Source organism: Pontibacter sp. H249 (genome assembly GCF_037892465.1).
GTDB lineage: Bacteria > Bacteroidota > Bacteroidia > Cytophagales > Hymenobacteraceae > Pontibacter.
In genome coordinates, this window is the sequence record NZ_JBBKTR010000003.1 from 215784 (window position 1) to 228010 (window position 12227).

At 45.4% G+C, this 12227-nt stretch carries 11 protein-coding genes; 8 read left to right on the top strand and 3 right to left on the bottom strand.

Annotated features, from left to right (window positions below):
- Position 1: 1 nt before the first annotated feature.
- Positions 2–1105, bottom strand: a complete 1104-nt coding sequence (locus tag WG943_RS05735; RefSeq protein ID WP_340407392.1) for an Mrp/NBP35 family ATP-binding protein — start codon at positions 1103–1105, stop codon at positions 2–4.
- A gap of 185 nt (positions 1106–1290) precedes the next feature.
- Here WG943_RS05735 and WG943_RS05740 point away from each other — a divergent pair, with 185 nt between their 5' ends.
- The 4 genes from WG943_RS05740 to WG943_RS05755 all read left to right on the top strand — a co-directional run bounded on the left by WG943_RS05740 (position 1291) and on the right by WG943_RS05755 (position 6997).
- The gene (locus tag WG943_RS05740) at positions 1291–1818 is read left to right on the top strand and encodes an O-acetyl-ADP-ribose deacetylase (RefSeq protein ID WP_340407393.1); all 528 of its coding nucleotides are present in this window, start codon (positions 1291–1293) and stop codon (positions 1816–1818) included.
- 82 nt (positions 1819–1900) lie between these two features.
- The gene (dnaG, locus tag WG943_RS05745) at positions 1901–3814 is read left to right on the top strand and encodes a DNA primase (protein WP_340407395.1); all 1914 of its coding nucleotides are present in this window, start codon (positions 1901–1903) and stop codon (positions 3812–3814) included.
- A gap of 1021 nt (positions 3815–4835) precedes the next feature.
- On the top strand, positions 4836–6083 hold the full coding sequence (locus WG943_RS05750; RefSeq protein WP_340407397.1) for a bifunctional 3,4-dihydroxy-2-butanone-4-phosphate synthase/GTP cyclohydrolase II: 1248 nt from the start codon (positions 4836–4838) through the stop codon (positions 6081–6083).
- Positions 6084–6310: 227 nt separating this feature from the next.
- A complete protein-coding gene (locus WG943_RS05755) occupies positions 6311–6997 on the top strand; it encodes a hypothetical protein (protein WP_340407399.1) in 687 nt (228 codons plus the stop codon).
- Between the two features lie 17 nt (positions 6998–7014).
- On the opposite strand, the gene WG943_RS05760 is transcribed toward WG943_RS05755, so the two are convergent.
- A complete protein-coding gene (locus WG943_RS05760) occupies positions 7015–7767 on the bottom strand; it encodes a DUF2490 domain-containing protein (RefSeq protein ID WP_340407401.1) in 753 nt (250 codons plus the stop codon).
- Between the two features lie 204 nt (positions 7768–7971).
- On the opposite strand from WG943_RS05760, the gene WG943_RS05765 reads away from it, so the two are divergent.
- The 4 genes from WG943_RS05765 to WG943_RS05780 all read left to right on the top strand — a co-directional run bounded on the left by WG943_RS05765 (position 7972) and on the right by WG943_RS05780 (position 10576).
- Complete coding sequence (locus WG943_RS05765; RefSeq protein ID WP_340407403.1) at positions 7972–8379, top strand: hypothetical protein; 408 nt, start codon at positions 7972–7974, stop codon at positions 8377–8379.
- Between the two features lie 86 nt (positions 8380–8465).
- The gene (locus WG943_RS05770) at positions 8466–9200 is read left to right on the top strand and encodes a hypothetical protein (RefSeq protein ID WP_340407405.1); all 735 of its coding nucleotides are present in this window, start codon (positions 8466–8468) and stop codon (positions 9198–9200) included.
- A 143-nt stretch (positions 9201–9343) separates the two neighbouring features.
- On the top strand, positions 9344–9943 hold the full coding sequence (locus WG943_RS05775; protein WP_340407407.1) for a DUF3267 domain-containing protein: 600 nt from the start codon (positions 9344–9346) through the stop codon (positions 9941–9943).
- Between the two features lie 6 nt (positions 9944–9949).
- A complete protein-coding gene (locus WG943_RS05780; RefSeq protein WP_340407408.1) occupies positions 9950–10576 on the top strand; it encodes an HAD family hydrolase in 627 nt (208 codons plus the stop codon).
- A gap of 173 nt (positions 10577–10749) precedes the next feature.
- Here WG943_RS05780 and WG943_RS05785 read toward each other — a convergent pair whose 3' ends face one another.
- A complete protein-coding gene (locus WG943_RS05785) occupies positions 10750–12213 on the bottom strand; it encodes a PQQ-dependent sugar dehydrogenase (protein ID WP_340407409.1) in 1464 nt (487 codons plus the stop codon).
- Positions 12214–12227 lie beyond the last annotated feature (14 nt).

The window sequence follows — 12227 nt, forward strand, 5'->3', positions numbered from 1 at the left end:
ATTAGCTTTTAATTTCTACTGGTTTGGTTTTGCCTAGCGTTGCGTTTCGTACTGATACCTGTTGCGCGACAGCCTGGGCCAACTCTTTAAAAACACCGGAAGCCGGAGAATCGTTCTGTAAAACTACCGGAGTTCCTGCGTCGCCGCACTCACGTATGCTTTGCACAATCGGAACCTGCCCTAAAAGAGGTACTTCATACTTTGATGCCAAGTCACGGCCACCGCCCTCACCAAATATAAAATATTTATTTTCAGGAAGCTCGGCTGGAGTAAAGTAAGCCATGTTTTCTACAATACCCAACACCGGCACGTTTATCTGTGGCTGGCGGAACATCTGCAAGCCTCTTACAGCATCAGCTAGAGCTACTTTTTGTGGTGTAGTTACGATTACAGCACCCGTTACCGGCAATGCTTGTACCATAGTAAGGTGAATGTCTGATGTGCCCGGAGGAAGGTCGAGTAGCAGGTAATCCAGTTCACCCCACTCTACATCCGAAATAAACTGACGCAGTGCGGAGCTAGCCATTGGGCCACGCCATACTACGGCACCATCAGCGGGCGTCAGGAAACCTATCGACATCATCTTTACACCATAGTGCTCTACCGGTATAATGTAGTTTTTGCCATGGTCGCCCTGTATCATGTGCGGGCGCTCCTGCTCTACACCAAACATCGTCGGGATAGAAGGTCCTGAAATATCAGCATCAATCAAGCCTACGCGTGCACCAGACTGCGCCAGCGCAATTGCCAGGTTGCTTGTTACCGTAGATTTACCTACCCCGCCTTTACCCGATGCAATTGCGATAATGTTTTTCACGCCCCTCAATACCTCAGAAGTATCGCCACGGCCGGAGGTAACACGTGAGGTCATGTTCACTTCTACGTTTGCCTCTTTATCAACCATTGTATGAATGGCTGTAATACAGGCATTGCGGATTAGATCTTTAAGCGGACAGGCTGGTGTGGTAAGTATAACTGTGAAGCTTACGTTTTTGCCCTCTACCTGCACATCTTCAATCATGTTTAAAGTAACCAGATCTTTACCCAGGTCCGGCTCCTCAACATAGCTGAGTGCTTTTAATATATCTTCTTTTGTGATAGCCATAATATGTAATAAGGCTGCTTTTGCAGTCCGTTTCGCAAAGATACAAACAAAATAAACCAATAGCACGAAAAGCCTTTGCTAGTATAAAACAGGCTGTAGCAAGCATAGTTTAAAACTGAAGAAGTATGGCCTCGCTGATTTTACCTATATTGTAAGTATAGTAGCTACTTAAAATTTACAAAAGTATGGAAGGACCAAAACTAGAAGTTATAAAAGGTGACATTACTAAGCAGGAAGTTGATACCATTGTAAATGCTGCTAATACCAGTTTATTAGGTGGAGGTGGCGTGGATGGTGCCATTCATCGTGCAGGTGGACCGGCAATTCTGGAGGAGTGCAAGCAGATACGAGCAAAGCAAGGTGGCTGTCCAACCGGTGAAGCGGTAATTACAACAGCCGGTAAATTACCTGCCAAGTATGTTATACATACAGTAGGGCCGGTGTGGCAGGGCGGCAATCAAAACGAGCCTGAACTATTAGCCAGCTGCTACAGCAACAGCCTGCGCCTTGCTATAGAAAATGATGTTAAAAGTATAGCTTTACCTAATATCAGCACTGGCGTATATGGTTACCCAAAGGCTAAAGCGGCCGAGGTAGCCGTGCGTGCCACAAATGAGTTTCTGCAGCAACACGCTTCCTCTCTTGAAAGTATAATTTTTGTCTGTTTCGATGATGAGAACTTTATGCTCTATGAAGAGTTGTTGAAGAAGTAACAGGTCTTACAAATATTGCCACTAAGTAGAAAGAACTTTTACCTTAGACTCTTATCTTTGCCTTCTGCTTATACTTTTACCCATGTCCCTGATCCCAAAAGAAACCGTTGACCAGATTTTAGCCCAGGCCGATATAACAGAGGTTGTAGGTGATTTTGTGTCGCTGAAGAAGAAGGGGCAAAACTTGTGGGCCTGCTGTCCATTCCACCACGAAAAATCACCATCATTCTCAGTTTCGCCGGCGAAGGGCATTTACAAGTGCTTTGGTTGCGGCAAGGCGGGTAACTCGGTGCAGTTTATTATGGATGTGGAAGGCACCAGCTTTCCGGAGGCCCTGAAGTATCTGGCCAAAAAGTATAACATTGAAGTACCAGAGGATAACCCTAGCCCCGAGTATGCCAAAGAGCAGAGTGAGCGCGACAGTTTATTCATTGTTTCTGATTTTGCCAACAAGCATTTCCAGGAGAGACTAAACAACCATGAGCAAGGGGGGATTGGTCAATCATACCTGAAGCAGCGTGGACTTAGCGGTAATACCATCCGCAAATTTGAACTAGGCTATAGTTTAGATGAGTGGACTGACCTTACGGATACAGCGCTAAAGGCTGGTTACCAGCAAAAGTACCTGGAAGCAACAGGCTTGACGATTGCCAGGGAAGATGGAAAGAAGTTTGACCGCTTCCGGGGTCGTGTCATGTTTCCGATCCATAACGTATCGGGTAGAGTTATCGGCTTTGGTGCCCGTACGCTTAAATCTAACGATAAAAAGAGCCCGAAATATCTTAATTCCCCCGAGTCTGATATCTACCACAAGAGCAATGTGCTGTATGGTTTGTATCAGGCAAAGCAGGCGCTGCGCATGCAAGACATGTGCTATATGGTGGAGGGCTACCTGGATGTGCTCTCGCTGCACCAAGGAGGCATCGAAAATGTTGTTGCCTCGTCTGGTACTTCGCTCACGGAAGGGCAGATAAAGCTGATATCGCGCTATACGCAAAATATTACGGTACTTTATGATGGCGATGCGGCAGGTGTAAAAGCCTCGTTACGTGGTATCGACCTGATTCTGGAGAATGGCCTTAACGTGGATGTGGTTACTTTCCCGGAAGGAGAGGACCCCGATTCGTACATCCAGAAAGTGGGTGATACAGCTTTTAAAGCTTACTTAAAGGAGCATGCCCAGGACTTTATATCTTTCAAGACAAGCCTATACGCAGCTGAGGCGAAAGGTAACCCTGTAAAAAAAGCAGAAGCAATAAAAGAGGTAGTAGCCTCTATCTCCAAAATTCCGGACGCTATTAAGCGAACTGTTTTTTTCCGGAGCTGCAGCCTCATTTTTGATATTGATGAGCAGGTACTGATTTCGGAGTATAACAAAGTACAGCTTCAGGGCCGGCAACAGCCAAAAACCGGTAGCCCTGAATTGGATAGTATGCCGATGCCGGAGGAAGCGGAGCCTGAAAAGCCTGCAACCGATGCGGATGTGCTGCTAAGATACGAGCGGGAAATAGTACGTATGCTGCTAAACTACCCAGACCGGATGCTGGAAGAAGGTATGACTACCTGCCAATATATGCTGGAGCAGTTAGAGGATGTGGAGTTTCGCACGCCACTTTACAGCCGCTTTATGGGGCTTATTAAAGACAGGCTCTGCGATAACATTGTTCCAACTGCTGAGGACTTCATCAATTACCCTGATCAAGAGATAAGAACTGAGGCAACTAACCTGCTGTCAGACCCATATGAGCTTAGCCATAATTGGGAGACACACCAGATATTTGTTCCTACAGAATCTGACCTGTTGCCCTATGGCGCGGAGCGTGCAGTACTACGCCTGAAGTGGCGCAACGTGGAACTGCTGATGAAAACCGAGATGGAAAAGCTACGCCTCGTTACCGACCCGCAAGAGCAGGACCGCCAGTTAAGTAGTATCCTGATGCTTAAAACGCTGCACAGCCAATTAGGGGATATGCTTGGGATTGTAGTGAACAGGTAGAAGGTAGTTTTCTGCAGTACCGGGTTACATCACTCCTTTATCCCCTCTCCCGAAGCAAGTCCGGGATTTTCGACTTGTCTAGGGCGGAGAGTTTTTCTACTGCTTCGATTGCCATTGCTATGGCTCAAGCCTCTCCTTTTTGTCATCCTGTAAGGATTTTGGTAGAAGGGAGATTAAGCAATGGCTATGAAAGAGAACTTTCTTGATTTAAATGTTTCTACTCTTGTCTGGCTTTTCGCCTCGGCGGCTGGGCCCTACTTTTTGTCTTGACACAATAGACCACCCCGCCTGCACTCCCCTCCTTGAAAAAAGGAGGGGAGTGCAAAAAAAGTCAAGACGTTCCTTTCTCGAGGGGCCCTGCCCCCACTCCCTGACCGCTCAAACAGTGGATTGTCATTTACTGCACCTGGCCAAGACCGTTGCTTCTATGCAAAGTATAAAACCCACCCCTGACCCTTCCGAGGAGGGGAATCCCTGCTGTTGCTTTAGTATAAGTTTATACTTTGTAGAAGCGGCCATTGCTCGGACAGGTCGCGACCTGTCCCTTCAAATCAGAATTTATACTTTATTTCAAATTGCATAAGCCGCTTACCAAGAAGTGTCCATTTAATTCTTTGTGTAGGGGTAGAGGCCCTCGATTAAGAGCACCTTCTAGGTTTCCGGTGACAAGCGCAAGCAAGGCAGCCCGGGGCACTAAAGAGGGCCCCTAGCCCCGGCAGGAAAGATAGACAGCGCGATGCCCGAGGACGAGGCCTTGCGGCCGTGAGCACACCAAAGCCAGAGATGAAACTATAGGTACATAAGACTGAGGATGAAAAGCTAATAGATTAAAAGGCAGAATGAAGTATAAGTATAAACTATACCTCAATCCAAATTCAACCCCATATCAACTAAAACCACTTTAAAACTGTTGTTCAATTTAAAAGGGATTGCGGTATAAACTTTATACTTTTGTATCGCTTTACTAAAAATCAACAGTCCTGCTTAAAAGTATACGTTAGGTAGGCATAAAATAACTAGTATGGAAACCAATACAACTGGTGATATCAGACCATTGGATACAATAGAAGCTGCTATTGAAGACATCAGGCAGGGTAAGGTGGTTATCGTAGTAGACGATGACGACCGTGAAAACGAAGGCGACTTTGTTTGTGCCGCCGAAATGGTTACGCCAGAGATCGTAAACTTTATGGCAACGCATGGCCGTGGCCTAATTTGTGCACCTTTAACAGAAGAGCGTTGCGATGAACTGGGGCTGGAGCTAATGGTTGGTCGTAATACAGCACTGCACGCGACGCCTTTCACAGTTTCTGTAGATTTGATTGGCCATGGTTGTACAACAGGTATTTCCGCATCAGATCGTGCTAAAACGCTTCAGGCGCTTGTAGACCCTAACACGGACCCGCACTCGCTGGGCAAGCCGGGACACATATTTCCGCTTAAAGCTAAAAAAGAAGGTGTACTGCGCCGTTCAGGACACACAGAGGCATCCGTAGACTTAGCTCGCTTGGCTGGTCTTGCCCCAGCTGGTGTGCTGGTGGAGATCATGAACGAAGATGGCACCATGGCACGTTTGCCTGACCTTGTAAAGGTAGCGGAGCGTTTCGACCTGAAGCTGATCTCTATCAAAGACTTAATTGAATACCGCCTGAAGAAGGAAAGCCTGATTGAGCGTGAGATAGCCGTACAGTTACCTACCGATTTTGGCGTGTTTGACTTGTATGCTTTTACACAACGCAGCAACGAAGCTAAACACCTGGCACTTGTAAAAGGCACTTGGGAGGAAGGTGAGCCAGTACTTGTACGTGTGCATTCGTCTTGCGTAACCGGTGATATTTTTGGGTCATGCCGCTGCGATTGCGGTCCGCAATTGCATGAGGCTATGCGCATGATCGAGAAAGAAGGCAAAGGTGTAATTGTATATATGAACCAAGAAGGCCGCGGCATTGGGCTTATCAACAAACTGAAAGCTTACAAACTGCAGGAGCAGGGGCTTGATACGGTAGAGGCTAACCTGGAGCTTGGCTTCGGAATGGATGAACGCGATTATGGCGTAGGTGCCCAGATCCTGCGCGACCTGGGTGTTACTAAAATGAGGCTAATCTCTAACAACCCTAAAAAACGCACTGGCCTGATGGGCTATGGCCTTGAGGTGGTAGAGCGTGTGCCTATTGAAATAAAGCCAAACGAGCACAACCAAAAATACCTGACAACCAAGCGTGATAAGCTCGGACATGAAATTTTAAAGAGTGCTACCTTAGATAAATAACTAGTAGCATACTAAAATAAGCGCAATTTCGTTTGTGCAATTTTTTAACCCGCCTACCGAGCCGTTTTGGCCCTGTAGGCGGGTTTTTTAGTTAATTAATGTTAAAGCTAAGAAAGCAACGCAACTTTTTATTTTTAAAACAATACAAAAGTATAGGTGGTTGATTATCAAAAGAATGGGTGTGTGGTGTGAGGTAAGTAATTCTAAATTTTTAACCTATTTAAACTATGAAAACAAAACCTACTGTCTTAGTGACAATTTTTTTAACTATCATACTTAGCGGTTTCTGGCTAAATGCTGTAGAGGCACAACACCGTACTGCTATTGATGTGCAGGAATGGCCGAATGGTAAGGTTGTGCTAATTACTGGAGATACACTTTATGGTGCCCTTACTTATCACCGTACGCAAGATATTGTAAACGTCTTTCACGAAGATGGTTCTATGTCCTCTGTTTCGCCGGTAAATGTAGAGTACTTTATTACGCAGGAAATACCAAGCGGAAAATCCTCAACTTTCAGGTCGCTGCGCTGGAACATGGGCAAGTCTAACTCTGATTTTAAAAAGCCGACTTTCTTCGAAGAACTTAATCAGGGGGCACTTACACTAATTATGCGTGAAGCTTATGTAAGAGGCGACGGAGGTAACAATGGCTATTACGAAGCAACCAATTTTAATAACAGAGGGCAACTTGGCGATGAAGTAAAAAACCTGTATTACATACTTTTACCTGACGGGGACATTGTAAACCTTCGAAACCTGCGCAAAGACCTGCACATGCTCTTCGGAAGTAAGTCTAAAGAAGTAAAATCCTACATCAGGAAAAATAAACTAGAGTATGAGAAACCTCATGAGCTAGTTGCGATCATTAATTATTTTAACGCCATTACCAACTCCACCAGCCAGACATTTTAGCTCAGGTAACTGCTTCGTTATTTCCTGAAGTCAATGTTATAAGTTAAACCAACCTGCAATGTATGGTTGTGCTCAAATACAACACCGTTAGCTTTCTGTACAATATGGTTTAGGTAACCAACCTCCACAGAGGCAGCATCGTTAATCTTGTAGCCAAGCGCCAGGTAAGCCCGGTTCTGATCGAATATATTACGCTGGATGTTATTGCCAAATCCTACAAATATTTCGTCGTAGGCGGCTAAGTATGGTTCTTTAGCCTCCGTTGTGCTTCCAACTAAAGGCAAAGTAGCACGCAACATATAGCGGGCGCGGTTCAGGTAAGTATAGTCAGAAGTTACTGGCGATTGCACCCAGCGCTGCTCCAGGCGGTAACGGTGCGTAAGGCCAAGGCGTGACAGGTTTCCTTTCAGTTGTAGCTGCTGGTATATGCGGTGCTCCAAAAAGTCATCAGCAGCCGGAAATTCGCCATAAGGATACGTCTCTATAAAGCCATAGCCTAAGGTGAACATGGTGTTTTCAGTAAGATTATAATTAGCTCCTGTCCTGATAAGAAGTTGCTGCGGGTCACTTAAATAATTGTAGCGTCGTATTTGTAGTTCAGTATGTAGTCCCCACTTGTCAGATAACGCATGGTCACCAAAGTACATGTACCAGCCATTCTGATTAAAGTCTTTTATACGCTCGCTTTGTGCTAATGCGCTTTGTGGTAATAAAAGGCTTGTGCACAGCACAAACGTCAACAGGTAAAAGGATGCAGCAAAAAATCTCATACACAAAAATCGCTTAGCAGTCTTAGAAGTGCAAGGTGTACACCTAATCTTTTTTGCTACTGTATATACTATATTTAAATAATACTAAATATAGACGCTCAGCATGAGGTAAATTTTTTTTATGTATCTACACGTATAAATATAAATTATATTGTAGATTTAGGATTAGGTGATGAGTGAAACAGTGAGATCACCTGCGGTTTTATGGTCGAGATTGAAAAGGAGTATCTAAGGGTTTGGATAGACAGAAGTATAAAGTTGATGTTCTCAGAGTGGTTCCATCCTGTAAATAGTGAGGAGTACCGTGTAGGAAATCAGTTATTGCTGGACCTGTTAAATGAGTATAAAGTAGTAAACTGGATAGCAGATTCTGCGCTGCTCGGCGAAATCTCGGTAGAAGATGAGCAATGGACGTTTACATACCTTATTCCTGCTATGACAGACTCGGCACTAGAAAAGGTTGCACGTGTAAGTGGTGCCGATAAAGTCAGTTTCTCTAAGTTTGAGAAATTTGCCCAACAAGCCGAAGAAAGTTATATAGGCAAAATTGTAGTGCGGCAGTTCGAAACCTATAAGGAAGCCGCCGATTGGATTGCAGATATTCCGGCTTAGCCTGATTATACTAGGCTGGGTGCAACCTTGCTGCTTTGCACACTGTCTTTTAGCTGTTTTTTCTACTGCCTCATATACTTTAAACTATGAAACTGAAAATTACAGCTGGCTATGCAGTAGCCTTTGCAGCACTTGTTGTAGTAGTAAAAGAGTTACACGAACTCAGCCATATTGTTCCGGGCCGTCTGATTTGCGGCTGTTGGGGAGCCTTCCGCGACTTTAACCTGATCTCTTTCTGCGAACCATGCATGCAGGAAAACCCACTTATACTTTTAGCCTCTTTTGGTGGTCCGCTATTCACGTACCTGTGCATGTGGACAGGCCTTTGGTTGATGCTGAAGCCTGCAATAAATCTTAAATGGCTAGGTTTTACTTTGCTGTTTGCCAATAAACCTTTTGCCAGGTTGTTCACTGCGCTGGTGGGAGGAGGAGATGAGTTTGGAGCGCTCAGGCAAATTCTCAGTGAAAGTATAAGCCAGCAAAGTATACAGCTTATAACAGTACTGGCTATTCTGGCGATTATACTCCCACCGTTAATTGTAGCTTGCAAAAACATTGGCAACAAGTATAAACTGGTTTGGTTCACCGGCTTCTTTCTGCTGCCTATGCTATTCGATTTTGTATTTGTAATGGGTTTCCTGAATTCTCTGTTGCAGAAAGGTGTACTATCAGAGCCATTTATTTTTGCTACACCATGGCTGGTACATGTGGTGTTTTGGGCGAGTATACTTTTATTGTTTACTTTCAGGAAACACCTGCTGGTGCACCCGTTCAACTTAAAATCTGCTAAAGCTACAGCGGCAGGTGCATCAATCGCTTAAAAAAGTAGTTGCATCTTATTGCTGCCATCTGCTACAAAGCATAGCCTTCAGCAACTAAAACAGAAACTACTTGTTTAAAATGTAAAAGCCACTGCAAAGGTGGCTTTTTTGTTACCTGAGTTTAAACTTACTTTGCCGGAAGTATGATAAAAGCAGACTTAGAACGAGAAGGCTACAAAAAGGTGGAGCTAACCATGAGTGCAGCCAAAGCCAATATGTATGCCCTGTATTTTATATTTCCGATACTGGGGCTCTATCTGGCTGCTTATATACTTGTGTGGCCCGAGCAGTTTACTTTTTCCAACTTGCGTGGCCTTGTAGCTGCACACAAAACATGGCTGTTGCTTTCTCCGGCTGTTATGCTGGTGGTTTTTGTCTTGGGTGCTATAGTGCACGAAATGCTGCATGGCTTTACCTGGGCCATCTATTGCAAGCACGGACTTAAATCGATAAAGTATGGTGTTTACTGGGCTATGCTAACTCCGTATTGCCACTGTAAAGAAGTGCTGCCGCTGCGCCCTTACATCCTGGGTGGCATCATGCCGGGCCTGGTAATGGGATTACTGCCTGCTATAGCTGGTTTAATGTTGGGTAATGCGCTGGTATTTCTCTTTGGGCTGTTTTTTTCTATGGCTGCCGGCGGTGATTTATTGGTGCTCTGGATGCTGCGACATCAGAAAAGGGAAGATCTGGTGCAGGACCACCCTGAAAAAATAGGCTGCTATGTGCTGGTGAAAGAATAATATAACATGAAAGACAATTTAGATAGTATCATATTTGATTTGGACGGCACTCTTTGGGACTCTACAGAGACCATTGCTGTTGCCTGGCAACAGGCCCTGGACCAACTAGGCATGAAAGACAGGGAAATGACAGCAGAAACAGTGCGTGGTCTGGCTGGAATGCCTTATGATGCCATTTACGATAAGCTATTCCCTGAATTGGAAGGGGAGGCGCGCGAAAAGCTGAAAGAGTTGTGTGCCAGGCTGGAAATGGAAGCCCTGAAAGAGCGAGGTGGTGTGCTCTATCCGGAAGTGAAAGAAACCCTGGATTATCTGAAAGGGAAGTATAAACTAGCTATTGTGAGCAACTGCCAGAGCGGTTACATCGAAACGTTTCTGAATTACCACAACCTGCACGCCTACTTTAACGACCATGAGTGCTACGGCAACAACGGCATCTCGAAAGGGGAAAATATACTGGAAGTAATCAGCAGAAACAACCTGCAGCAGGCGGTATACATCGGCGACACCACCGGCGACTACGAAGCCAGCCAGAAAGCGCAGGTTCCGTTTATACTTGCCGCCTATGGGTTTGGTACAGTAGATGCAGTAGTAGAAAGTATAGATAAATTCTCGGACCTGAATAAGCTATAGAATTCTTTCTAGACATGCAGCTTTTAAGCAACAGCGCATTCTCATAAAGCTAGCGCATATGCTCACCAACTTTTTTACCTTCTTAAAGTTGATCGTGGAGAATTGACTTTAAAAAAATAAAGTGCAGGTATTTGTTAAACACCTGCACTTTATAATATTACCGAAGTATAAAGTTACTCCAGAGGTATCAGTTTGTAAATAACTCCAGGTTTTTCTACGGCCACATACAAGTAGCCATCTGGCCCCATCTTCACTTCCCTTACACGTCCAATATTTTTCAGGAGCTTCTCTTCTTTTACAATTTTATTGCCGTCCATCTCCAGCCTGCTCAGAAATTGGAAGCGAAGAGAACCCACCATCAGGTCGTTTTCCCAGCCTTTGTAGCGGTTACTGTTTACAAATGCCATACCCGACGGACCAATAGACGGTACCCAATACCACAGCGGCTGCTCCATGCCCTCTTTTTGAGTAAGTTTCGTAAGCACCGTACCGTTGTAGTTGATGCCGTAAGAGATAACTGGCCAGCCGTAGTTTTTAGCCTTTTCAGAAATGTTTACCTCGTCGCCACCCTTCGGGCCGTGCTCGTGCGTCCAAAGCTTACCTGTTTCAGGGTGCAAGGCCATACCCTGGATATTGCGGTGGCCAAAAGAGTAAGTACTTTCTGCTCCGGCCTTGCCTGCAAAAGGATTATCAGCTGGAATGCCGCCATCGTCTTTTATGCGGTGCACTTTACCTGGGTAACGCTCCAGGCTTTGCGGGTTCTCATCGTGGTTGCCCCGGTCGCCAACCGATAAGTATAAATAGCCGTCTCGGTCGAACTCCAGGCGTGAGCCGTAGTGGTGGCGGGTGGTGCTGTAAGGCAATGCCTCAAATAATACCTTCTGGTTTGTAAGCTTATTGCCATCCAGCGTAGCACGCATCACAGCGGTAGTAGACAAAGTTTTGCCATCTTCCTGCTTAAAGGCAGAGTAGGAGAGGTAGAGGCTGTTGTTCTGTTTAAAATTCGGGTGCAGCTCTACATCTAGCAAACCGCCCTGCCCTTGTGCCAGTACCTCCGGTGCTCCGGAAATCTGCTGCAGCTGCTTCTCTTTTGTGAGGCGGTAAAGCGTACCGCTACGCTCAGTTATCAGCATATCGCCGTTAGGTAGAAAAGCCATACCCCATGGCACATCCAAGCCTGTTGCTACCGTATCCAACCTAAAACTTAACTTTTCAGATTTTTGAATGGGAGCCAATACTTTCTCTTCGCTAAAGTCGTATTGCTTTACCTCTTTAATGCCGTTCTGTATGTAAGCTACCAGGTTGTTTATCTCCTTATCTGTAAAGGCCTCGGCAAAAGCTGGCATGCCCTCATCCGGGTAACCATGTTTGATAGCCTTAAAAAGATCTTCTGATGAGCTGCCGTGCTTCCATTTACGGTCTGTGAAGGCTTCTAGCTCTTCGCCATGGCAGCCGGAGCAGTAGCCTATATAAGCCGCTTTTGCATTTTGAAGCTGCTCGCCTGCAGAGGCAAGCGCCTGTTCTGTTTGCGTATTTGGAGTTGCGGCAGTTGGTGTGCTTGGGGTGGAATTTGTGCAGCTGTATGCGCCGCAAAGTATAGCGGCTATAACTGGCAACAAGCCTGTTTTTCTAATCATAGGGTGTAAGTAAG